General features: G+C 68.8%; 24 protein-coding genes, 1 tRNA gene and 2 pseudogenes. 12 read left to right on the plus strand and 15 right to left on the minus strand.

Going from position 1 to position 23096, the window contains the following annotated elements:
• Positions 1-27: 27 nt before the first annotated feature.
• Positions 28-921: a class I SAM-dependent methyltransferase gene (locus tag JOE46_RS06090; RefSeq protein ID WP_097213233.1), complete on the plus strand. Its 894-nt coding sequence runs from the start codon at positions 28-30 to the stop codon at positions 919-921.
• An 11-nt stretch (positions 922-932) separates the two neighbouring features.
• Here JOE46_RS06090 and JOE46_RS06095 read toward each other — a convergent pair whose 3' ends face one another.
• The 6 genes from JOE46_RS06095 to JOE46_RS06120 all read right to left on the minus strand — a co-directional run bounded on the left by JOE46_RS06095 (position 933) and on the right by JOE46_RS06120 (position 5961).
• Positions 933-1094, minus strand: a complete 162-nt coding sequence (locus JOE46_RS06095; protein WP_179800654.1) for a hypothetical protein — start codon at positions 1092-1094, stop codon at positions 933-935.
• Positions 1095-1098: 4 nt separating this feature from the next.
• On the minus strand, positions 1099-1944 hold the full coding sequence (locus tag JOE46_RS06100) for an SPFH domain-containing protein (RefSeq protein ID WP_097213232.1): 846 nt from the start codon (positions 1942-1944) through the stop codon (positions 1099-1101).
• A gap of 46 nt (positions 1945-1990) precedes the next feature.
• The gene (locus JOE46_RS06105) at positions 1991-2752 is read right to left on the minus strand and encodes an amino acid ABC transporter ATP-binding protein (RefSeq protein WP_077041821.1); all 762 of its coding nucleotides are present in this window, start codon (positions 2750-2752) and stop codon (positions 1991-1993) included.
• Between the two features lie 22 nt (positions 2753-2774).
• The gene (locus tag JOE46_RS06110) at positions 2775-3764 is read right to left on the minus strand and encodes an amino acid ABC transporter permease (RefSeq protein WP_097213231.1); all 990 of its coding nucleotides are present in this window, start codon (positions 3762-3764) and stop codon (positions 2775-2777) included.
• A gap of 20 nt (positions 3765-3784) precedes the next feature.
• Positions 3785-4729 (minus strand): ABC transporter substrate-binding protein, encoded by a 945-nt coding sequence (locus tag JOE46_RS06115; protein ID WP_179800656.1) that lies wholly within the window; start codon positions 4727-4729, stop codon positions 3785-3787.
• Positions 4730-4815: 86 nt separating this feature from the next.
• Positions 4816-5961: an isocitrate/isopropylmalate dehydrogenase family protein gene (locus tag JOE46_RS06120; protein ID WP_257017653.1), complete on the minus strand. Its 1146-nt coding sequence runs from the start codon at positions 5959-5961 to the stop codon at positions 4816-4818.
• A gap of 19 nt (positions 5962-5980) precedes the next feature.
• Here JOE46_RS06120 and JOE46_RS06125 point away from each other — a divergent pair, with 19 nt between their 5' ends.
• The 7 genes and pseudogenes from JOE46_RS06125 to JOE46_RS06150 form a co-directional block, all read left to right on the plus strand.
• A complete protein-coding gene (locus JOE46_RS06125; RefSeq protein WP_209926550.1) occupies positions 5981-6493 on the plus strand; it encodes a 2'-5' RNA ligase family protein in 513 nt (170 codons plus the stop codon).
• A gap of 121 nt (positions 6494-6614) precedes the next feature.
• The gene (gene trxA, locus JOE46_RS06130; RefSeq protein ID WP_077041823.1) at positions 6615-6977 is read left to right on the plus strand and encodes a thioredoxin; all 363 of its coding nucleotides are present in this window, start codon (positions 6615-6617) and stop codon (positions 6975-6977) included.
• 157 nt (positions 6978-7134) lie between these two features.
• Positions 7135-7511, plus strand: a pseudogene (locus JOE46_RS27080) (hypothetical protein); the annotation flags it as partial.
• Positions 7397-8038, plus strand: a complete 642-nt coding sequence (locus tag JOE46_RS06135; RefSeq protein WP_269590211.1) for a response regulator transcription factor — start codon at positions 7397-7399, stop codon at positions 8036-8038. The pseudogene JOE46_RS27080 and the gene JOE46_RS06135, both read left to right, overlap by 115 nt.
• A complete protein-coding gene (locus tag JOE46_RS06140) occupies positions 8035-9267 on the plus strand; it encodes a sensor histidine kinase KdpD (protein WP_097213226.1) in 1233 nt (410 codons plus the stop codon). The genes JOE46_RS06135 and JOE46_RS06140 overlap by 4 nt, the downstream gene beginning before the upstream one ends.
• Positions 9268-9347: 80 nt before the next feature.
• Positions 9348-9866, plus strand: a complete 519-nt coding sequence (locus tag JOE46_RS06145) for a DUF2231 domain-containing protein (RefSeq protein WP_097213278.1) — start codon at positions 9348-9350, stop codon at positions 9864-9866.
• A gap of 155 nt (positions 9867-10021) precedes the next feature.
• A pseudogene (locus JOE46_RS06150) lies at positions 10022-10145 on the plus strand (VIT family protein); the annotation flags it as partial.
• 82 nt (positions 10146-10227) lie between these two features.
• Here JOE46_RS06150 and JOE46_RS06155 read toward each other — a convergent pair.
• Positions 10228-11001 carry a PIG-L family deacetylase gene (locus tag JOE46_RS06155; RefSeq protein WP_097213224.1) on the minus strand — a complete coding sequence of 258 codons (774 nt, stop codon included), beginning with the start codon at positions 10999-11001 and terminating at the stop codon, positions 10228-10230.
• 60 nt (positions 11002-11061) lie between these two features.
• On the opposite strand from JOE46_RS06155, the gene JOE46_RS06160 reads away from it, so the two are divergent.
• Positions 11062-11496 carry a protein-tyrosine phosphatase family protein gene (locus JOE46_RS06160; RefSeq protein WP_209926552.1) on the plus strand — a complete coding sequence of 145 codons (435 nt, stop codon included), beginning with the start codon at positions 11062-11064 and terminating at the stop codon, positions 11494-11496.
• A gap of 28 nt (positions 11497-11524) precedes the next feature.
• Here the strand turns inward: JOE46_RS06160 and JOE46_RS26300 are convergent, their stop codons facing one another.
• The 8 genes from JOE46_RS26300 to JOE46_RS06200 form a co-directional block, all read right to left on the minus strand.
• Positions 11525-12718, minus strand: coding sequence for an alpha/beta hydrolase (locus tag JOE46_RS26300; RefSeq protein ID WP_257017650.1), 1194 nt, complete (start codon positions 12716-12718; stop codon positions 11525-11527).
• Between the two features lie 105 nt (positions 12719-12823).
• Positions 12824-15559 carry a DNA polymerase I gene (gene polA, locus JOE46_RS06170; RefSeq protein WP_209926554.1) on the minus strand — a complete coding sequence of 912 codons (2736 nt, stop codon included), beginning with the start codon at positions 15557-15559 and terminating at the stop codon, positions 12824-12826.
• A 52-nt stretch (positions 15560-15611) separates the two neighbouring features.
• Entirely contained in the window at positions 15612-16391 is a 780-nt protein-coding gene (locus JOE46_RS06175) for an ABC transporter ATP-binding protein (RefSeq protein WP_097213221.1), read from the minus strand.
• Positions 16378-17340 (minus strand): ABC transporter ATP-binding protein, encoded by a 963-nt coding sequence (locus JOE46_RS06180; RefSeq protein ID WP_072752206.1) that lies wholly within the window; start codon positions 17338-17340, stop codon positions 16378-16380. Before JOE46_RS06180 ends, JOE46_RS06175 begins: the two co-directional genes overlap by 14 nt.
• A complete protein-coding gene (locus JOE46_RS06185) occupies positions 17337-18473 on the minus strand; it encodes a branched-chain amino acid ABC transporter permease (RefSeq protein WP_373560279.1) in 1137 nt (378 codons plus the stop codon). The genes JOE46_RS06180 and JOE46_RS06185 overlap by 4 nt, the downstream gene beginning before the upstream one ends.
• 119 nt (positions 18474-18592) lie before the next feature.
• A complete protein-coding gene (locus JOE46_RS06190; RefSeq protein ID WP_097213220.1) occupies positions 18593-19630 on the minus strand; it encodes a branched-chain amino acid ABC transporter permease in 1038 nt (345 codons plus the stop codon).
• A gap of 95 nt (positions 19631-19725) precedes the next feature.
• Positions 19726-20925 (minus strand): branched-chain amino acid ABC transporter substrate-binding protein, encoded by a 1200-nt coding sequence (locus tag JOE46_RS06195; RefSeq protein ID WP_245220948.1) that lies wholly within the window; start codon positions 20923-20925, stop codon positions 19726-19728.
• Positions 20926-21244: 319 nt separating this feature from the next.
• A complete protein-coding gene (locus JOE46_RS06200; protein ID WP_097213218.1) occupies positions 21245-21856 on the minus strand; it encodes an ANTAR domain-containing response regulator in 612 nt (203 codons plus the stop codon).
• A 106-nt stretch (positions 21857-21962) separates the two neighbouring features.
• On the opposite strand from JOE46_RS06200, the gene JOE46_RS06205 reads away from it, so the two are divergent.
• The 3 genes from JOE46_RS06205 (at position 21963) to JOE46_RS06215 (ending at position 23061) form a co-directional block, all read left to right on the plus strand.
• Positions 21963-22039 (plus strand) — tRNA-Leu (locus JOE46_RS06205).
• 401 nt (positions 22040-22440) lie between these two features.
• A complete protein-coding gene (locus JOE46_RS06210) occupies positions 22441-22722 on the plus strand; it encodes a hypothetical protein (protein ID WP_097213217.1) in 282 nt (93 codons plus the stop codon).
• 99 nt (positions 22723-22821) lie between these two features.
• Positions 22822-23061: a hypothetical protein gene (locus tag JOE46_RS06215; RefSeq protein ID WP_097213216.1), complete on the plus strand. Its 240-nt coding sequence runs from the start codon at positions 22822-22824 to the stop codon at positions 23059-23061.
• Positions 23062-23096 lie beyond the last annotated feature (35 nt).

Consider the following 23096-nt stretch of genomic DNA (forward strand, 5'->3'; position numbering starts at 1 on the left):
TCGGCGGGAAACCCTACTGTTGAGCCCATGCCGGGGTCGACGAATGACGCAACAGACATCACACCGCCGACCGATCCGGCCGACCGTCACGGCGAGGCCAATTCGATCCTCGGGACCAGTGGCGTGAGCCGCGACCGCCTCGATTCCGCCGACAGCGAGCGCGCGAGTCGAGCCTGGTGGGATGCCGACGCCGCCGACTATCACCGCACGCACGGCGACTTCCTCGGCGTTGACTCCGCGTCGGGCGAGTTCGTCTGGTGCCCGGAGGGCCTGCACGAGGGCGATGTCCGCCTGCTCGGCGACGTGACCGGCCGGGACGTCCTCGAGGTCGGCTGCGGCTCGGCGCCCTGCGCACGCTGGCTCGCGGGCCAGGGCGCGCGGGCGGTCGGGCTGGACCTCTCGATGGGAATGCTCACGCGCGGCCTCGAGGCGATGGCCAAGGGCGGTCCGCGGGTACCGCTCGTCCAGGCGGGCGCGGAGTCGCTGCCGTTCGCGGACGAGAGCTTCGACATCGTCTGCTCCGCCTTCGGCGCAGTCCCGTTCGTCGCAGATTCCGCGCTGGTGATGCGCGAGGTGGCCCGGGTGCTGCGGCCCGGCGGGCTGTGGGTGTTCGCGGTGAACCACCCGATCCGCTGGATCTTTCCCGACGACCCCGGGCCGAAGGGCCTGACCGCCACGATGCCGTACTTCGACCGGACGCCCTACGTGGAGGTCGACGACGACGGCACGCCGACCTACGTGGAACACCACCGCACGATCGGCGACCGGGTGCGCGAGCTCGTCGCGGCGGGCCTCGAGGTGCGCGACATCGTCGAACCCGACTGGCCGGAGTGGCTGGACCGCGAATGGGGTCAGTGGAGCCCGCTGCGCGGCCAGATCTTTCCCGGCACCGCGATCTTCGTCAGCCGCAAGCCCGACTGACCTCGCGCGGGTCAGTCGGGGTCGCGGAGCCTGCGGCCGGCCTCGTCGAGCGCCCGCCGCAGCGCGTACTCCAGTTGCGCGTTGACGCTGCGCAGGTCGTCGGCCGCCCACTTGGCGATGGCGTCGTAGACGGCGGGGTCCAGCCGCAGCAGCACCTTCTTGCGTTCGGCCATGGGATCAGGAGTACAGCGAGCCCGCGTTGACGACGGGCTGGGTGGCCTTGTCGCCGCACAGGACCACCAGCAGGTTGGACACCATGTTCGCCTTGCGTTCCTCGTCGAGCTCGACGACGCCCTGCTCGCGGAGGCGATCGAGCGCGAGGCCGACCATCCCGACGGCGCCCTCGACGATCATGGTGCGGGCCGCAACCACCTGGGCCGCCTGCTGACGCACCAGCATCGCCTGCGCGATCTCCGGTGCGTACGCGAGGTGGGTGATGCGGGCCTCGATCACCTCGACGCCTGCCAGGTCGGTTCTGTCCCTCAGCTCGGCGGTGAGCTCGGCGGCCACCTCGGTGCCGTCGCGCAGGCTCGTGCCCTGCGTCTGGTCCGAGTCGTAGGGATGCGTGGTGGCCAGGTGCCGGACCGCCGCCTCGGACTGGATCGCGACGTACTCCTCGTAGTCGTCGACCGCGAAGGTCGCCTTGCCGCTGTCGACGACCTTGTAGACGACCACGGCGGCGATCTCGACCGGATTGCCCGCCGCGTCGTTGACCTTCAGTTTCGAGGTCTCGAAGTTGCGCACCCGCAGGGTGACCCGGCGCTTGGTGGTGAGCGGGAGCACCCACTGGAAGCCCGCATCGGCGACCGAGCCGACGTAGCGGCCGAAGAACTGGACGACCTTGGCCTCGTTCGGGTTGATCACCGTGAAGCCGGTTGCCAGGAGCACGACCACCACCGCGAGCACGATCGCCGCCACCGCCCCTGCGGGGCCCGCGAAAGCCGCCGCCGCGGCCACCGCCGCGAGCACCACCAGCCCCAGCAACACCGCGAACCCGTTCAACCGAAACGCCCGACGCTCCATGTCCCACCTTTGCTATCGAAGTGATATCACCACGATAGCAAAGGGGTCAGAGCAGCTTGGACAGGAACAGCTTGGTCCGATCGTGCTGCGGGTTGGCGAGCAGCTCCCTCGGGTTGCCGGACTCGACGACCACGCCACCGTCCATGAACACCAGCTCGTCGGCGACCTCGCGGGCGAAACCCATCTCGTGGGTCACCACGACCATGGTCATGCCCTCCTTGGCGAGGTTCTTCATCACCCCGAGCACCTCCCCCACCAGCTCCGGATCGAGAGCGGAGGTCGGCTCGTCGAACAGCATCAGCTTCGGGTCCATCGCCAGCGCCCGCGCGATCGCGACCCGCTGCTGCTGGCCGCCGGAGAGCTGCGCGGGATAGGCGTCCGCCTTCTCGCTCAGGCCGACCTGATCGAGGAGGTCGCGGGCGCGTTCGACGGCCTTCTTCTTGGGGACCTTCTTCACCTGCATCGGCGCCTCGATGATGTTCTCGAGCGCGGTACGGTGCGGGAACAGGTTGAAGTGCTGGAACACCATGCCGATGTCCCGGCGCTGGCGCGCCGCGGCCCGCGGGTGCAGCTCGTAGAGCTTGCCGCCGCGCTCGGAGTATCCGACCAGGTCGCCGTCGACGTAGAGCCGGCCGGCATTGACCTGCTCGAGGTGGTTGATGCAGCGCAGGAACGTCGACTTCCCGGACCCGGACGGCCCGACCAAGCAGAGCACCTGGCCTCGTTCGATCTCGAGGGACACCCCTCGCAGCACCTTGAGGGCGCCGTAGTTCTTGCAGACCCGGTCGGCCTTCACCATCAGCGTCATCGTCGCTCGCCTCCAGTCTCGATCATCGGCGTTCGCCTCCAGGCGTGTCGGGCAGGGTGTCGGGCGCGGGCATGATCGTGACCGGTTTGCCCTGGGCGTCGGCGAGCGCTTCGAGCTGACGCGTGGTCAGAGTGCGCGAGACGCCACGCGAGTAGTACCGCTCGAGGTAGAACTGGCCGACCATGAGCACGCTGGTGATCGCCAGATACCAGGTCGCGGCCACCAGCAGCAGCGGGATCGGCTGGAAGTTCGCGCCAGAGATGTCCCGCGCACGGCCGTAGAGCTCGAGGCTGAACGGGATCGCGGTGACCAACGAGGTGGTCTTGAGCATGCTGATCAGTTCGTTGCCCGTCGGCGGGATGATCACCCGCATCGCCTGCGGCAGCACGGTCCTGCGCATCGTCTGCGACCACGACATGCCAAGCGCGGTGGACGCCTCGGTCTGGCCCTCGCTGACCGAACTGACGCCGGCGCGGACGATCTCCGCCATGTACGCGGCCTCGTTCAACCCGAGCCCGATGATCGCGAACAGGAACGCGGCCTCGAGGCCCTGCAGCTCGATGTGCGCGAACTGGTGCACAAACGGGATGCCCAGGTCCAGCGTCTTGTAGATGGACGAGAACAGTCCCCAGAACACCAGCTGCACGTACACCGGGGTGCCGCGGAAGATCCACAGGTAGACCCACGCCGACGTCCGCAGCACCGGGTTCGGGGACAGCCGCATCACCGCGAGCACGACGCCAAGCACCACCGCGAGCGCCATCGACAGCACCGTCAGCTGGATGGTCACCCAGGCCGCGGACGAGATCCGTCGGTCGAACAGGTACTGGCCGTAGACATCCCAGGCGAACGCGGGGTTGGTGGCGGCGCCGTACACGAACAGCCCCAGCAAGGTCACGACGACGATCGCGGCGATCCAGCGGCCGGGCCTGCGCAGCGGTATCGCCTTGATCGCCTCCGGCTCCGGCGAACCCCCTGTCTCGGGAGCGTCGCTCTCACTCAGTGCTGGCATCGGTGTCCACCTTTCCCGGCTCAACCGGCCGCCCCGTTGATCTGCGACTGCGTGATCGTGCCCGATCCAACGCCCCAGTTGTCTGCGATCTGCTGATACTGACCGCCGTCGATGAGGTACTGCATGGCCCGCTGCAACACGGGTGCCAGGGGCGATCCCTTGACGAGCGGCCAACCGTACGGTGCCGAGTCGAACACCTCACCGGCTGCCTCCATCCGGCCACCGCTGCGCTTGATCGCGTATGCGGTCACCGGCGAGTCGGCGGAGAGGGCATCAACCCGGCCGAGGATCAACGCGTTCGCGACGTCGTCCTGGCTGTCGAACTTCACCTTCTTGATCGGCGGTCTACCCGCCGCCACGCAGGCCTCGCTCTTCGCGGGCACCTCGTCGATGTCCTCGGTGGTCGTGGTCTGCACGCCGACCCGGAGCCCGCACGCGTTGTTCGGGTCCACCGGCTCACCGGTCCGCTGCGCCCACTGGATGCCCGCGCGGTAGTAGGTGACGAAATCGACCGACTCCTCGCGCTCCTTCGAATCGGTGAACGAGGACATGCCCATCGTGTAGGTGCCTGCCTGCACGGCGGGGATGATCTTGTCGAAGTCCGCCTGCTTGTAGTCGACCGTGAGTCCGAGGACCTTGCCGACGGCGTTCAGCAGGTCCACGTCGAAGCCGACGATATTGCCCGCCTCGTCCTTGAACTCGTTGGGCGCGTAAGGGACGTTCGTTCCGGCGATCAACCGACCGGACGCGGCGACCTCGCGCGGCAGGTCCGCGGCGATCTCGTCGACCCGATCTACGGGCACGTTGTCCGCGACCGGGATCAGTCCCTCGTTGTTGGTCACGCACGAGGACAGCACCAGCGCGAGGAGCGTTGCCCCGACGACCGCACCGACGCCCCTGGTGCGTCTCCATGCTCGGCGGCCTGCCCGAACGGGCGCCGCGGAACACGAGTTGGATCGAGGAATCACCAGGAAAGAGTACTGGGTCGGGGGCCAACCGGACGAAAGGTCTGGCCGCCGCCGTCACCCGACAGCGACACCGGCCGCCTCGATCAGCGCCGGACCACCCTGGCGGTCACGGTCTCGGCGAATTCCGCCGTCGACGCCAGCCCGCCGAGGTCGGCGGTCGCGACCCCGGCCTGGAGGGTGTTCGCCACCGCCGTCTGGATCCGCTCCGCCGCCCGACCGAGCGCGGGGTCACCGCCGCGGGTGCTCAACCAGTCGAAGAGCATCGCGGTCGAGAGGATCATCGCGGTCGGATTGGCGCGATTGCGGCCCGCGATGTCGGGGGCGGCCCCGTGTGCCGCCTGCGCCATCGCCTTGGTCTCGGACGCGTTGAGCGACGGCGCGGTGCCGAGCGAACCGGACAGCTCCCCTGCCAGATCCGAGAGGATGTCACCGAACATGTTCTCGGTTACCACCACATCGAAGTCCTCGCCCCGCCGCACCAGGTGTGCCGCCATCGCGTCGACGTGTTCGTTTCGCACCTCGACGCCCGGGTAGTGCGTCCCGATCTCGTGACACACATCGCGAAAGAGTCCGGTGGTCAGCGCGAGCACATTCGCCTTGTGCACCACCGTGACCCGGCCGCGGCGCCTGGAGGCGAGCTCGAAGGCGGCGCGGGCGATCCGTTCGGTGGCCCGCCTGGTGACCACCCCGACCGCCATCGCCACATCGGGTGTTGGCATGAACTCGCCACTGCCGGTGAACATGTTGCGGTCCGCGTAGAAGCCCTCGGTGTTCTCGCGGACGATCACCAGGTCCATCTCGGGCGACACCGCGCGCACCCCGGCAAAGGCACGTGCGGGCCTGACGTTGGCAAACAGGTCGAATCGCTTGCGGATGGTTCCACCGGGGGTCAACTGACCTCGGAAGGGATCCGGATAGGAGGCGCTGTCGTGCGGGCCGAGCACCCAGCCGTCGAGGTCGGCGAGCGCAACCAGGGTCGACTCCGGCATCGGCGTCCCGTGCTCGCCGATTGCCTCGAGGCCGACATCCAGGGGTACCCAGGTCACCGGCGTGCCGCCCACGGCCGCGACGGCGGCGTCCGCGATCCGCCGAGCCGCGGGCACGATCTCGTGGCCGATCCCGTCTCCCACCAGCAGGCCCAAGCGGGTCGGCTCCGATGTCGCCTGCCGGGCCGGCTCCGATGTCGCTTGCCGGGTCGGCTCCGATGTCGTTGCGCTCGTCGGGTTCACCCGACAATCATTGCTCACCATGGTGCAGTCCGTGGAGTTGTTGCTCGACGACCGCCTCGACGCCGCGGTGCGCCGGGAGTGGCGCCAGGTCTCCGGAACCGGGATCCGCGGTCAGGACGCGGTCCGGCAGGTCTCGAACCGCCCGCACATCACGCTCGCGGTGGCCCAGCACATCGACCCCGAGACCGACCTCGAGCTGCAGCGGGGACTGCTCGCCCCCGCCCTCCAGATCACCCTCGGCGGCCTGGTCGTGTTCGGCGGTCATCGAAAGACGCTGGCACACCTGGTCGTCCCGACCGCCGGTCTGCTGTCGCTGCAGCGGACCGTCTTCCGCCTGATGCACCACAGCGAGGGGATCCCCGCGCACACCCATCCCGGGGACTGGACGCCGCACGTCACGCTGGCCAGACGGGTGCTCCCCGAGCAGATCGGGTCCGCGATCTGCGCCGTCTCGGCCACCCACCTGACCGGACACGCGGTCTCGATCAGGCGGTGGGACGGCGAGGCCAAGCGGGAATGGCTGATCGCCTGAGGCGAGTTTCTCCCCACCCTCGCCGCAGGCGAGTTCTCCCACACCGACGCGCCCCGGGCGGGAAGAATCGGACACGCGGCCGCGTTGAACCCGGTCGATACGCATTGACGAGAGGATCCAGATGCCCACGCAGACCCTGACCCAGCAGAATTTCGACGAAGTCATCGGCGGGAACGATGTCGTCCTCGTCGACTTCTGGGCGTCGTGGTGCGGACCGTGCCGCAACTTCGCCCCGACCTTCGAGGCCTCCGCCGAGCAGCATCCCGACGTGGTGCACGCGAAGGTGGACACCGAGGCCGAGCAGGGACTCGCGGCCGCGGCCAACATCCGGTCGATCCCGACGATCATGGCCTTCCGTGAGGGCATCCTGGTCTTCTCGCAGCCCGGCGCACTCCCGCCCGCGGCGCTCGAGGATCTGGTGACCCAGGTCCAGGCCCTGGACATGGACAAGGTCCGCGAGCAGGTCGCGGCCGCTCAGGAGTGAGCACCCGCGGGCCCGTCTGAATTCACGGCTGACCGCCGCCTCGTAGACGTGCGGCACCTCGACGAGGATCGCGGCCAGGCGCGCCGCGGCCTCCTCGACGTCGGCATCGGAGAGCGCCGCCGGGTTCGCATTCTCGGGGGCCCGCCATCCCCGAGTCGGTCTCGGCACCACTCCACTGCCGCAGCTCGACGCAGGGCCGTATCTGTCGTACGGGTTACAGTGCTGGCGTTCGGCATCATGTCCCCGCTGGGTCTGGCGTACTTCGTCCGCGCTGAACTCCGCGAGCGCCGCAAGGCCAAGGCGACCGCGGACGCGCCGGCGGCATCGGAACCGGGCGCCGTCGTCCCACCCACCGTGCGACGAACCTCGCAAGTTGGTGGCACCCTCGAACCATGCCCGAACCCAACCCGCCGACGGTCTTGCTCGTCGAGGACGACGTCCGCCTCGCCGACCTCCTCTGCGACCTGCTCGCCGAGGAGGGTTACGTCGTCGAGGTCGCGACCGACGGGCAGCGCGGCCTGCACCTGGGGCTGACGCGGCGGTACGACCTGATCGTTCTCGACCGCGGACTGCCCGTACTCGACGGCGTGGAGGTGCTGCGCGGGCTGCGCCGACACGCCGTCGCCACGCCCACCCTTGTGCTGACCGCGCGCGGCACCCTCGAGGACCGGGTAGAAGGCCTCGATGCCGGCGCGGAGGACTATCTGATCAAACCCTTCGAGGTGCCCGAACTGCTGGCCCGTCTGCGGGCGCTTCGCAGGCGCCCCCGAGACCGCGCGGAACTGCTCCCGGTGGGCGAGCGCCGACTCGACCTGGCGAGTCGGATGGTGATCGGTGGCGACACCGCAGTCGAACTGTCCGTCAGCGAGTGTGCGCTGCTCACCGTCCTCGCTGCGGCACCGAGCCAGGTCTTCACCCGGGCGCAACTTCTCGACGCGGCGTTCGACGGCGCCGACGAGCCGGGCACCGTCGACACGTACGTGCACTACTTGCGACGCAAACTCGGGCGCGACGTCGTGCAGACCGTTCGCGGTGTCGGATACCGGCTCGGTGCCCGATGAGGCGGCGGCCGACCGTCGCGACCCGTCCGGCCGCCGTCATCGGCGACGAGCAGTTGCTGCGCCGCGCCGGACGTCTCGTGGCACTGCAGGCCGCGGCGGCTCTCGCACTGGTGCTGCTGGTGGTGGGCCTCGCAATGTATCTCGTCGACGCCCGCTTCCAGTCGCGGCAGATCGACACGCAGCTGCGGTCCGTGGTCGAGGCCACCGAGGACGTCGACGATCCCCCACCCGGCACGGCACTCGCATTGCGTGGACCCGACGGTATGACACAGGTGAGCGCCGACGCACCACCCCAGATCGCGGGTCTACTCGACGGACCCGCCGGCTTCTCCGACCTGCGTGCGGGTGAGCGGCATTACCGCGCACTGGTCGGCGACAACACCCACGGCCGGGTCGCCGCCGCCCTCGACCTCGAGCCGTTCGAAGCGGGGCGGCATCGGTTGCTCGCGGCCCTTGTCCTCGCCGAGATCACAGGTATTGCCGCTTCCTCGGTCGTGGTGGTCCTCCTGTCCCGCAGATCGATTCGGCCATTGACCCTGGCGCTGTCGCTGCAGCGACGCTTCGTCGCCGATGCGTCGCATGAGCTGCGTGCCCCGCTCACGGTGCTGCACACCCGCGCGCAGCTGCTCGCCCGCCGCGTCGGACAGCTCGAGCCCGAGGAGGTATCCCGCCAGCTCGACGGAATCGTCGCCGACACCCGCGCGCTCGGTGAGCTGGTGGAGGACCTGCTGCTCTCGGCGGCCCTCGAGACCGGACCCGACACCCGGGAGCCTGTCGACGTCGCCGCGCTGTGCGAGCAGGTCCGCGACAGCGTCGAGGCGCACGCGCGGTCGCTGGGAGTCGACGTCGACGTCGACGTCGAGCACGGCGACGCGCCCTGCATCGTGAGCGGGTCTCGTCCGGCCCTGCGGCGCGCGGTGCACGGACTTGTCGACAACGCCGTCACCCACGTGCGCCCCGGCGGACGGGTCACGCTCCATGTCGACGGCGACACCGACCTGGTGCGAATTGCGGTGACCGACACGGGTACCGGCATCGAACCGCGGCAGCTGGACCGGCTGTTCACCCGCTTCGCACACGGCCCCGAGCAGCCTGCCGGCGGCCGGCGGTACGGTATCGGGCTCGCGCTCGTCCGTGAGATCGCGACTGCCCACGACGGCGAGATACTCGTCGATCCACGGAACGGTCGCGGGGCCACCTTCACGCTCGTCCTGCCGAGGCACCCCTAGGACACTCCCAGAAGGCTCCAAGAATTCGCGCCTACCGTGGCAGCCGGTACATCGGACACACCCGGCGGAGGCGAGTGATCATGGGGCCCACAACGTTCAACGGTCTACCCATCCACCCATTGCTCGTGCACTTCGTGGCGGTCCTGGTGCCGATCTCGGCACTACTCCTGTTGCTGGCCGTCTGCTGGCCCGCGGCGCGACGGCGGATCGGCATCGTCTCCCCGCTGGTCGCCCTGGTCACGCTCATTCTCGTACCCCTCACGACGCACGCCGGTGAATGGCTCGAGCATCGCACCCCGCGCGATCCCCTCGTGCAGATCCACGCCGAGTTGGGGGACCAGTTGATCTACTGGTCGGCCGGCGTTTTCCTCGTCGCACTCGGATGGTGGGCGATCCACCACCCGCGATTCCAGGCGTGGCGGGCCGGACGCGGCGGGCCGACGGGCGGCAATGCGACACGCATCGTCGCCACCGGACTTGCCGTCGTCGCGGTGGCGCTGGCGGTCGGATCGATGGTGCAGGTCTACCGGATCGGAGAGAGCGGTGCGGCAGCAGTCTGGGGCGACTCGACCGCCGCCGATTCCCCGGTCGCGCAGTGACGCCGGACCACTTCGGGCAGCCGTGCACAGATGGTGACGCGGTGCCGTCGGCAACACGATTCGCGCCGTGAACTCGAACAGGAGTCCTCGAATGCTGTCGAGCAGGCCGGAACCCATGCCGTAAAGCCGCACACCGCTGGGTTGTCGTCACCATTCCTGACGCCGAACTCGACGAACTGGCGTCCCTGTGCGAAGGCGAATGGTCTGTCCCCCGCCACCGCGCGCACCGTCGCCGAAGAGTTGACCGCGCACGAGTCGTTCGCGGCGCACGCGGACCTCGTGACCCAGGTCCAGGCGCTGGACATGGACAAGGTCCGCGAGCAGGTCGCGGCCGCTCAGGAGTGAGCGCCCGCGGGCCGCGTCAGAGCGGTAGCGCCGTCTCCGCCAGACCGGCGGGGGCACCCCGGCGCCGGAACCACTCCTGACCGAACGCGGCCCGCAGCTGCTCCTCCGGCATCTGCAGGAACGGCCCGAAGTCGCCGACCTGCGTGGCGTGCGCGTGCATCGCGGCCCGCTTGGCACCCATCGCCGCGGTCACGTCGACCACGGTGGTGATGTCCTCCTCCGACAGACCGAAGGTGTCGAGGTTAGGGGGCTGGGCGTCCTCCGACCACTCCGGATTGGCCGCCATCAGCCTGCGGATGTGATCACGGCTGACCGCCGCCTCGTAGACGTGCGGCACGCCCGCGATCTCCGCCGCGCGCACGCCCACATGGTGCACCTGCACATGGTCCGGGTGCCCGTAGCCGCCGTTGGGGTCGTACACGGTGACCACGTCCGCGGACTCCTCGACGAGGATCGCGGCCAGGCGCGCCGCGGCCTCCTCGACATCGGCGTTGCAGAACGCCGCCGGGTTCGCGTTCTCTGGTGTGCCCGCCATCCCCGAGTCCGCGTAGTGCAGCAGCTCCACTCGATGCGCTCCGAGCACGCTGGTGGACTCCTCCAGCTCCCGGCGCCTGCGATCGGCGAGCGACTCCCCCTCCGCGAGCAGACCCTCCGGGACCTCGCCGAGGGCGCCGTCGGTCGCGGTGACGACGACGACGCGATGGCCGGCGTCGGCGGCCTGACGCATGACACCGCCGGTGATGAACACCTCGTCGTCGGGGTGGGCGTGGAAGCAGACCAGAACGCTCATGCCGCAATGCTTCCACAGCATCACCCCACGACCCCGAGTGACCCGAGTAACTTGCCGACCATGGACCGGCCATGGGACACAGCGGAATCGGGAGTGCTGCGGCTTCCGTCGACACGGCTCGTGCGGGGACGCGCGCTGAGAAAGCCACTGCCGGACGGCGCTCGTCCCGAGTTCGGCCTCTACCTGCTCGGCAGTCCCCCGCCCGCCAACGAATGGGAATCGCGCTGGGTCCGGTGGCCGGATTTCCGGCTTCCGAGCGATCGGACAGACGCCCGAGACGCCCTGCGCGAAGCGTGGGAGCGCGCCCGAACGCAGCGGGTGGAGGTCGCGTGCGGCGGCGGCAGGGGCCGCACCGGCACCGCGCTGGCCTGCATCGCCGTGCTCGACGGGGTCCCCGCCGATGACGCGGTCGCCTTCGTGCGTGAACATTTCGATTCCCATGCGGTGGAGACGCCCTGGCAGCGGCGCTACGTCTCCCGCTTCGCCGCCGCGTGACCGGTCGACCAACAGGGTGGCGACCCGGTCACGGGTTGTTGAACCTGACCTCCGGGTAGGCCGGGCTCGGTCCGTCGAGGATCGGCTGCGGGACGCCCCGCAGGTGCTGGTCAAAGAAGGCGCCGACATACACACGGGTGAGGTCGACCGATCGACCCCCCGGCAGTGCGGCCCCGATCGGCGAGGCGGCCCCGACCGGCATCCCCAACCGCTCGGCGAGGGCGGGGATGTCGGTGAACGAGGCGTGGCCCGCGCCGGCCACGGTCAACCATCGCTTCCACCCAACGAGGCGGCTCCACGCCGCGTCCCACGACACGTCCCGGCCGCCGGGGCGGTGGACCTCGTCGTCGGTGCCCATCATCAGGAACGGCCGGTCCTTCACCCCGTCCGGCTGCATCGAGATATGGAAGGAGCCGTCCATGTTGACGCCAGCGCGAACGCGATCGTCCGACGCCATCGTCTCCGCTGTGCTGGCGCCGCCGATCGAGTGGCCTGCCATGCCGATGCGCTCCCTGTCGATCAGGCGCGAATGCGGCCAGGCCGAATCGGGTGCGGTGAGCCGGTCCAGGAGAAACGACACGTCCGCGGCCCTTGTCGCGGTGACGACGCCGAGGGTCCCCTCATCCTCGGTCCGTCCGCAGGCGAGGCAGGTGGACATCCGCCCGCCTGGGAACTCGGTCCCGAACGACTCGTTCGCATGGTCGACGGCGGCCACGACGTAGCCACGGGCGGCCAGCTCCTCGGCCAGGGCGGTGAGCGTGTAGCGGGAGGCGGTGAAGCCCGGCGACAGCACCACCATCGGGTACGAGCCCTCCACCGGCACAGCGTCGACGACGCTGTGGGTGCCGGTGGCGCTGAGTACCTCGGCGGGCACCAGGCCCGCCAACTCCTGCCCCTCGAGCAGCAGCCTGATCTCCTCGGTCGTGGCGTACCGAGCCCGCGCGCCTGCCCCGGGGTGGGCCGGGTAGTACATGCTGACCATCAGCTCGCGCCGGTCCGATGTGACCCAGGGGTCGGGGCGGGACTCGTCGACCAGGTGCAGGGTGTTGCGCCCGACCGCGAACGCACCTGTGGGAGAGGGCAGTTGGAAGACCGTGCCGATGGCCGACGAACCCGCGTCGGCCGCCGCGACCGGGGACGCAGCGCCGACGGCGGCCGTGGTGAGCGGAAGCGCGAGCGCGAGGACCACGGCGGGAACTATTCGGGAGGAGATTTTGATCACCCGCCCCACGCTAGGGACGGGGCGACCGTGAGGCATCGCCCCACGGTCGCCCATTCCCGACGGCCGAATCCAACCACGGGCTGATGCGCCCCCGCCGTCGCCCGACTAGTGCGCTGCCGCGTCCCAGCTGCGACCGGTGCCCACCGAGACCTCCAGTGGGACAGAGAGTTCGATGGCGCCCGCCATCTTCTCCCGGACCAGCGCCTCGACCTGCTCGCGCTCGGACTCGACCACCTCGAGCACCAGTTCGTCGTGGACCTGCAGCAGCATCCGTGAGCGCAGCCCCGACTCGGCGAGAGCCTTCTGCACGTCGATCATCGCGACCTTGATGATGTCGGCGGCGGTGCCCTGGATCGGAGCGTTGAGCGCGGCCCGCTCCGCCACCTCGCGACGCTGACGGTTGTCGCTGTTCAGGTCCGGCAGGTAGCGGCGCCTCCCGAACAGGGTGGAGGTGTAGCCGTCCTTGCGGGCCTGCTCGACGACCTCGCGCAGGTAGTCGCGGACCCCGCCGAACCGGGCGAAGTAGGCGTCCATCTGCCCCTTCGCCTCCTCCGTGGAGATCTTCAGCTGCGATGCGAGGCCGAACGCGCTCAGGCCGTACGCCAGCCCGTAGGACATCGCCTTCACCCGGCGACGCAGCTCGGGCGTGACCTCCTCGATCGGGACCCCGAACGCCCGCGAACCCACGAAGCTGTGCAGGTCCTCGCCGGTGTTGAACGCCTCGATCAGGCCCTCGTCCCCGGACAGATGCGCCATGATCCGCATCTCGATCTGGCTGTAGTCGGCGGTCAGCAGGTAGTCGTAGCCCTCCCCGACGACGAAGCCGTCCCGGATCTCGCGGCCGGCGTCGGTGCGCACGGGGATGTTCTGCAGGTTGGGCTCGGTGGACGAGAGCCGGCCGGTGGCGGCCACCGTCTGGTTGAAGGTGGTGTGGATCCGGGCGTCCTCCGCGACGGACTTGAGCAGCCCGTCGACGGTCACCTTGAGCCGGGTGGCGTCGCGGTGCGCGAGCAGGTGCTCGAGGAAGGGGTGCTCGGTCTTCTCGAACAGCGCCTCGAGCGCGGCCGCGTCGGTGGTGTACCCGGTCTTGGTCTTCTTCGTCTTCGGCATGTCGAGGTCCTCGAACAACACCACCTGCAGCTGCTTCGGTGAGCCCAGGTTGATCTGCTTGCCGATCACCTCGTATGCCGCGTTGGCGGCCACGTTGATGGCGTCGGCGAAGCGACTCTGCAGGTCGTGCAGGTGCGCGGTGTCGACGGCGATGCCGGTGTACTCGATGTCTGCGAGCACGCCGAGCAGCGGCAGTTCCATCTCCGTGAGCAGCCCGGCCGACTCGATGTCTGCGAGCTCGGTGTCCAGCGCGGCGGCCAGATCCACCACCGCCCTCGCCCGCAGGATCTCGCTCTCGGCGACGGCCGCGTCGGCCTGGTCTTCCTCGTCGAGCAGCGAGAGCTGTGCCTCGCCCGACTCCTCGACCCGCAGCTCGCGCTTGAGGTACCGCAGCGACAGATCGTCGAGGTTGAAGCTGCGCTGCCCCGGCCGGACCAGGTACGCCGCGAGCGCGGTGTCGCTGGTCAGCCCGCCCAGCACCCAGCCGCGACCACGGAGGGCGTGCATCGCCACCTTGGCCTCGTGCAGCGCCTTCGGCTCGCTCGCGTCGGAAAGCCAAGCGCCGAGAGCCTTCTCGTCCTCGGGGCTCGCGGTGGCGGTGACGATGTACGCGCCCTCGCCGTCCGAGGCCGCGATCGCGATCGCGCTGGCGTCGCCACCGTACGGCTGCTTCGAGCCGACCACCGACAGCCCGTGCCGCTGCCCGGTGCGGGCGTGCTCGGCCAGCCAGTCCGCCACCTCGCCCGGCGCCAGCGCGCCGCCGCGCACCTCGAAGCCCTCCTCTGCCTCGGGTTCGGCGGAGGAGAGGGTGTCGAACAACCGGTCCCGCAGCACCCGGAACTCGAGATCGTCGAACAGCATGTGGATCCGATCCCGATCCCACGGCGCCAGCACCAGCTGGTCCGGGGTATAGGGCAGCGGCACGTCGCGGACCATCTCGGTGAGGCGGCGGTTGAGGATCACGCTGTTCAGGTTCTCGCGCAGCGAGTCGCCGACCTTGCCCTTGACCTTGTCCACGTGCAGCACCAGCTCGTCGAACGAGCCGTACTCGCGGATCCACTTCGCCGCGGTCTTCTCGCCGACGCCGGGGATGCCGGGCAGGTTGTCGCTCGGATCGCCGCGCAGGGCGGCGTAGTCCGGGTACTGGCTCGGGGTCAGGCCGTACTTGGCCTCGACCTCCTCGGGCGTGAACCGGGTGAGCTCGGAGACGCCCTTCTTCGGGTAGAGAACGGTGACGTCCGGCGTGACCAGCTGCAGGGCGTCCCGGTCGCCGGTGCACACCAGCACCCGGTAACCCCGCTCGGTGGCCTGGGTGGTGAGGGTGGCGATGATGTCGTCGGCCTCGAAACCGGCCTCGGCCATCACCGGGATGCCCAGCGCGCCGAGCACGTCCTTGGTGATCTCCACCTGTCCCTTGAACTCGTCCGGGGTCTTGCTGCGGTTCGCCTTGTATTCCGGGAAGGCCTCCGCGCGGAAGGTCTGCCGGGAGACGTCGAACGCGGCAGCCACGTGCGTCGGCTGCTCGTCGCGCAGCAGGTTGATCAGCATCGAGGTGAACCCGTACACCGCGTTGGTGGTCTGTCCGCTGTGCGTCTTGAAGTTCTCGGCGGGCAGCGCGAAGAACGCCCGATAGGCCAGGGAATGGCCGTCGAGCAGCAACAACGTCGGCTTGTCGGCGGTTGCGGCGCCGTCGGGACGGGCGGAGGACCGTTGATCGGTTGCTGGGCTCACCGCACTGAGTCTAGGGACGTGGACCGACACCCGAGAACCACCCCGACCACCGCTACCCCACCCCGAGGTAGGCGCGCTTGATCGCCGGATCGGCGAGCAGCTCCTTGCCGGTCCCGGTCTTGGTCACCGCGCCGGTCTCCAGGATGTAGGCCCGATCGGTCCGGGTGAGCGCCTGCTGCGCGTTCTGCTCGACCAGCAGGATGGTGGTGCCCTGCGCGTTGATCTCCGCGATGATCCGGAAGATCTGCTGGATCACCATGGGCGCCAATCCCATCGACGGCTCGTCCAGCATCAGCAGGCGCGGCCGCGACATGAGCGAGCGGCCGATGGCCAGCATCTGCTGCTCGCCGCCGGACATGGTCCCGCCGACCTGGGTGCGGCGCTCCTGCAGCCGGGGAAACAGCTCGAACACCCACTCCAGGCGCTCGGTATACGCGGCCTTCGTCTCGAATTTGCGTGCATAACAACCCATGTCGAGGTTCTCCTGCACGGTCATCCCGGGAAACACGCCGCGCCCCTCTGGCGCCTGCACCATCCCCATCTTCACCCGCTCGTGCGCCTTCACATGGGTGATGTCCCGGCCGTCGAAAACGATGCGGCCGTGGGTGAGCGGCAGCAGCCCGGACAATGCCCGCATGGTGGTGGACTTACCAGCCCCGTTCGCGCCGAGCAGGGTCACCAACTCGCCGCGGTCGACATGCAGCGAGACCCCGTGCAGCGCCTGGATGCGCCCGTAGCTCACCGCGACGTCGGTCACCTCCAGCAGCGGCCCCTCGGCGGTCGCGACCGAACCGGCCTGGCCGGCCTCGTCGGTCTTCCTATGCGATGGCATCGTCGGGCACCCCCAGGTAGGCAGCGATCACGGCCGGGTTCTCGCGGATCGCGGCGGGCAGGTCGTCGGCGATCTTCTTGCCGAACTCGAGGACCACGATGCGATCGGTCACACCCATCACCAGGCGCATGTCGTGCTCGATCAGCAGCACCGTGAAGCCGTCGTCCCTGATCTTGCGGATCAGGTCCATCAGGGCGGACTTCTCGCTCGGGTTGAAACCGGCGGCGGGCTCGTCGAGGCACAACAGCTTGGGCTCGGTGGCAAGCGCCCTGGCGATCTCCAGTCGCCGCTGGTCGCCGTACGAGAGGTTCTTCGCCTTTTCGACCGCGCGGGGCGCGATGCCGACGAACTCCAGCAGCGCCATCCCGCGGGCAACGGCGTCGCGTTCCTCGCGGCGATGACGGCGGGTCCGGAAGATCGCGCCTGGGACCGAGGTCCGGTGCCGGGCATCGGTGCCGACCACCACGTTCTCCAGCGCGGTCATCTCGCCGAAGAGCCGGATGTTCTGGAAGGTTCGGGCGATGCCGAGCCGCGTGATCTCGTTGCGCTTCGTCTTGGCCAGCGGCTCACCGTCGAACATCACCCGCCCGGCCGACGGCTTGTATACCCCGGTGATGGCGTTGAAACAGGTGGTCTTGCCCGCGCCGTTGGGCCCGATCAGGCCGAGGATCTCGCCGCGCCGGATCTCGAAGGACACGTCGTCGAGCGCGACGAGCCCGCCGAAACGCACGGTCAGGCCCTCGGTCTTCAGCAGCGCCTGACCCTCGGCGGTCTCGATCTCCCGCTGCGGGGCCACCGCCTCGGCGACCGCCTCGGGGTCGACGAGCGCCGGGTCGATGGCCGCGACGTCCACCACACCCGCGGTCGGCACATCCACCTCGGGCGCGAGGTTCGCAGCCATGTCCTCGTTGTCGAACATCGCGTCGCCCGCTCCAGGTCCCGCCGTCATCCGCCGACCTCCGTCGTTGCTCCGCTCGGCGCCGGACCAGTGCCCGGCGCGTCGCTGGGTCTACGTACAGCCTGGTAGATCTGCCTGCCGTAGGCCAGCAGTTTCTGCCGCGCCGGGAAGAGCCCCTGCGGGCGGAAGATCATCAGCACCACCAGCGCCAGGCCGAAGAACAGGTACTTGTAGTCGCCGAGCGACTGCCCGCCGATCTCGATCGACATCGCCCGGTTGGGCAGGTACACGATGATGAACGCGCCGACGATGACGCCGAGCTTGTTGCCCTGACCGCCGATGACCACCGCACACAGGAAGAGCATCGAGTTGATGACGTTGAACCCTGTCGGGTTGATGAACTGCACCTGCCCGGCGTAGAGCGCGCCGGACAGGCCGCCGATCGAGGCGCCGATCGTGAACGCCCATAGCTTGAACTTGAAGGTCGGCACGCCCATGATCTCGGCGGCGTCCTCGTCCTCCCGGATCGCGACCCAGGCACGGCCGACCCGGCTGCGCTCGAGGTTGCCGACCAGCAGCAGCGCGATGATCACCATCACCATCCCGACCCAGAACCACCACACACCGGAGTTCAGGTTGCCGCCGGTGTTGCCCGCCGAGAACACCCCGTACGGCTTGTCCTCGGTCTCGCCGAGGTGCGGGTACGCGATCTGGGAGAGCCCCTGACCGCCGTTGGTGACGTCGGTGAGGTTGTCGGCCAGCAGCCGGACGATCTCGCCGAAGCCGAGGGTCACGATGGCCAGGTAGTCGCCCCGAAGCCGCAGCGTCGGGGTGCCGAGTATCAGCCCGGTGAACGCGGTGATGGCCACCGCGATCGGCAGACAGGACAGCCACGCCCAGTCCTCCGAGAAGAATCCGCTCTCGGTCATCTTGTTCCACGGGCTGTTCGGGCTGGTGAGCAGCGCGACGGTGTACGCGCCGACGGCGTAGAAGCCGACGTAGCCGAGGTCGAGGAGGCCGGCCTGGCCGACGACCACGTTGAGGCCGATGGCGATGAGCGCGTACATCGCGAACTGGGCCATCACCCCGCCGAAGTCGGTGCCCGGCGTATCCAGGATCGGCGGCCGCCAGACCGGCAGGATCGCGATCAGGGCGATCACCGGGACCCCGAAGAGCCACTGCATCGGCCGGGCCAGGCCGTTCCACCAGCTCCGGATTGCGTCGCCGACACCGTGTTTGTCGGGCTGGGGACCCCGGAGCAGCTCGGTCGGGTCTGGCTGCGCCGCAGCCGGATTCTCGGTACTCATACCCGCGCCCTTCCCAGGCTCTCACCGAGGATCCCGGTGGGCCTGAACATCAGCACGACGACCAGCAGCACGAACGCGACCACGTCGCGCCACTCGGTGCCGAACAGCACCTGGCCGTAGTTCTCCATGACACCGAGCAGCAGGCCGCCGAGCAGGGCCCCGCGGAGGTTGCCGATTCCGCCGAGCACCGCCGCGGAGAACGCCTTGATCCCGAGGATGAAGCCGCCGTTGAAGATGATCCCGGACGGGATCTTCAGGGTGTACAGCAGCGCCGCGGCGCCCGCCAGGATGCCGCCGAGCAGGAAGGTCAGCATGATCACGCGCTCGCGTGAGATGCCCATCAGCGTCGCGGTGTCGGGGTCCTGGGCCACCGCCCGGATCCCCCGGCCGAACTTGGTCCGGTTGATGATCATGTCGGTGACCAGGGTGAGCAGCAACGCGGCCACGATGATCACGATGGTCACGTTGCTCACCGAGGCACCGAAGATGCTGAACACCTCGACCGGCTGGACCAGTTTGATGGGCTGCTGCGCATTGGTGCCGCCGAGCCCCGGCCAGATCTCGGGGAGCACGTAGTGCACGAATTCCTGCAGCACGAACGACATTCCGATCGCGGTGATGAGGAAGGTCAGTGGTTTCGCCCCGCGCTTGCGCAGCGGCCGATAGGCGACGCGTTCGAGCCCCACCGCGGCGCCACCCGAGACGGCCATTCCGAACAGCATGGCCAGACCGAGGAACACGACCGTCATGACGACGCCCTCGTTGTACGCGTTACCGCTCGGCGTGAAGCCGAGCAGCTCCAGCGCCACGTACTGACCGAACATGCCGAGCATGAAGACCTCGGAGTGCGCGAAGTTGATCAGCCGCAGCACGCCGTAGACCAGCGTGTAACCGATCGCCACCAGTGCGTAGATGGCGCCGTAGCTCAGTCCGTCGATGGTCAGTTGCCAGAAGCTCGTCGTGAGCCCCTCGATGTTGAAGTCGATATTGCCCGCGTAGAGGGTTGCCGAGGCGGCGAGGGAAGTCGCGATCATCGAAGTCACTTTCAAGGTCGGGAGGCGCTACCGCGCCCCGACGACGCAGCCGGGGCCTGCACTGGAGCAGGCACCCGGCTGCGAGATCCGTTCTGTCAGTTGACCTTGTAAATCTGGATCAGGGCGTTGGACAGCTCACCCTTGTCGTTCCACTGGTACTTCTTGCCGACGCCCTGCCCGTCATAGTTCTTGACGTACTCCAGCATTCCGGCGCGGTCCTTCACCCCGGAGTCGATGGCCTTGAGCATGATCGTGGTCAGGTCGTAGCCCTCGACCGAGTAGACGCCGGGCGCCTGGCCGTTGAGTGCCTCGTACTGATCTGCCAGCGCGGCAGGCGCCGGGACGCAGGGGCAGGTGAGGACCGCGCCGTTCGCGGATTCGCCTGCCTGCTTGACGAACTCGGGATCGTTGGTGCCGTCACCGGAGCTGAAGGTCGCGGTCACCCCGCCCTCGCGGAGCTGGGTCACGAACGGCGCCGCCTCGGCGTAGTAGCCCGAGTACCAGATCGCGTCGGGCGACTCGCCCTTGATTTGGGACACGGTCGCCGAGAAGTCCTTCTGACCGGTCTTGACGCTGGCCGAACAGGCGGGATCCGCTGCGGCGCCGAGGGTCTCGGTCACCACCCGGGCCAGGCCGACGCCGTAGTCGGAATCGTCCTGCACAACGCACACCTTCTTCGCGTCGAGCGTGCCGGTGAGGTACTTGGCGACGACCGAACCCTGACTGTTGTCGTTGCCGAGGCCCCGGAAGAAGGTGGTCCAGCCGTTCTCGGTCAGCGTGGGATTGGTGGCCGACGCGGTGAGGAAGGGCAGCCCGCTCTGGTTGAAGATCGGGCCGGTTGCCTTGGTCTCGCCGGAGAAGGCCGGTCCCAGCAAACCGACGATCGATGCGTTGCTCACGATGTTCGGCGCCACCTGGGTCGCCTTCTGCGGGTCACCCTCGGTGTCGAAGGTCTCCATCTCGACCTGGCAGTTCGGGTTGGCCTGGTTGTGCTTGTCGAGGGCGAGCTTGGCCCCGTAGAGGATGTTCTGTCCGAGCGCGGCGTTGGCGCCGGTCAGCGCTCCCGCCATCGCAAGCGAGACCCCCGAACAGGTGGCGTTGCCGCTGCCTGCGGGATCGGCCGCGTCGGTGACGTCGGCGCTCGCGACCTCGTTGCCCGCCGAATCGAGGAGCACCCCCGGCTGAATGCTGAGCGCGCTCGACTCCCCCGTTCCGCTGGTTTCCGACGATCCGCCGTCGGTCGTCTTGCTACTACAGCCCGCGACGGCTAGCGCTGCTGCGACTCCAACGATCAACGCGCCTCTCGCTGTACGACGGTGCACGTCCCACCTCCGAAATCTGTGCGCCCCGGACAATTCCGGAGGGGCCGTCCGCCAGCCCGGACAAAACATAACCGTGCGGCAATGCCCGTGCATCACATTGAAGTAGTTCGCCGCGCCGCCTCAATTGCGACGGGCTAACTATACGAGCGACCAAGAATGGCGTCACAATGAAGAACCCGCAGGTGACAGCGATACTTGCGGGACCGGGGTTATTTCGTCACCCAATGCCGAAAGGCCGCATCTTCGTCGCGAAACACTTCGTTAGCGCAATGGTTACATTGCGTGTCGCGGACTATTTCGAGTCGAGCGTCTCGATCACGATCTTGGCGACGGCCTTCATCGAGGTCCGCCCGTCCATTGCCGCCCGCTGGATCCAGTTGAACGCCTCGGGCTCGGTCAGCGACTGCGACCTCATCAACGCACCCTTGGCGCGCTCGATGAGCTTGCGCGACTCCAGCCGATCGGCCAGCGTCGCGACCTCCCGCTCGAGCGCGGAGATCTCGGCGAACCGGCTCGCGGCCAACTCCACGGCAGGCACCAGATCCGCCTTCGAGAACGGCTTGACCAGATAGGCCATGGCGCCTGCATCGCGGGCCCGCTCGACGAGCTCGCGCTGACTGAAGGCTGTCAGGATCACCACCGGCGCAATGCGCTTGGCCGCGATCTCCGAGGCCGCATCGATCCCGTCGCGCAGCGGCATCTTGACGTCCATGATCACCAGGTCCGGCTTGAGCGTCTCCGCCAGCTCGACCGCGCGCTGGCCGTCGCCCGCCTCGCCAACCACGTTGTAGCCCTCCTCGCGGAGCATCTCCACCAGGTCCATCCGGATGAGGGTCTCGTCCTCGGCGACCACCACTCGGCGGGCGACGGCGCCGTCACCCTGCGCGGCCGGAGCGTTCGTCATCACCAATCCCCCTCGGTCGTCAGCCTCGCCCGAGTCAGGCGCCGCACCGTTGAAGGGTACCGGTGCTTGACGCGTAGACACGATCTTCTACAGTGGACAACCGCCAGCCCTCGTATCCCAATTGGCAGAGGAAACGGATTCAAAACCCGTGCAGTGTGAGTTCGAGTCTCACCGAGGGCACCACGAAGATTCAGGCCGAACCCCCGTTTCGAGCTCCTGACGTCGACCCGCGTCCCACGTCATGGAACTCGTCCCGACGCACTGATGTCCATACCCACGACTGGACACCTGCGCGCATCCGTTCGACGACATGACAACCCTGACTCCGATGCGAAATATCCTGTCCGCCAGTTGTTTTCGCTCGAACCACCGGAATCACAACGCATCAACCCGAGCGCGATCTCGCGTGGGCGGCCATGGCTGCGCGCGGGCGCCCTGCGCACGCCCGTGCACGCACCAACTGACCCCTCGCAATAGGCCAACAGGAAGCGCACGATAAGTGGAGGACTCGGGCTCAGATGAGCGGACCGCGACCGCAACCGTGCTCCCTCGCGTGGCCGAGCCTGCTGCTCTAGGAGGACGTCATGAACACCATCACACTGCGTACGGCGACCGCTGCGGCCCTGATCGCCCCCGCACTCGCACTCGGGGCCGGGCCGGCCGGGGCCACGGCGTCAGAGCCTCCCACCGCTCCCCCTGCCGTCATCGAGACGACACCGGTGGCCCCCGACCTGATCACTCCTGTGGTACTCCTGCCCGGGCAGACGACGTGGCAAGGCGCCCTCGGCACCGTCCTCGCCTGCGCACCCTGGGGACTCATCCCGCTCATCGGGCCCAACGTCGCCTTCCCGATCTGCCTCGCCTGACGGCACCCGCCACGCGCCCCGCGTCCACCCCGCATCAGCGCCGGGTGCGGTCGCCCTCCGCGGCGATGAGACGGAAATCCGCACCGATACGGTTGCACCATGACGAACGCCGGCCTTGCCGACCGCGCCTGCCTCCCGATGAGCGACGGCGACCGCGTCCGCCTGTTGCTCGACATCGTCGAGCTGGCACAGACCCGCGTCGGTCCCGACGAGGTCAACGACCTCGCCGGACCCGCGCTGGCTGCGCACGGGGTCGCGCTCACGCAGGACATGGCACGGGGCTGGAACCTGGCCCTCGAGATCCTGACCCGCACCCTGGAGGCCCGACTTCCGCAGTGACGTCGCCCGCCGGGACGGTTCGGCGCGAACCCCTC

Source organism: Rhodococcus sp. PvR099 (assembly GCF_017833315.1).
Lineage (GTDB): Bacteria > Actinomycetota > Actinomycetes > Mycobacteriales > Mycobacteriaceae > Rhodococcus_G > Rhodococcus_G oryzae.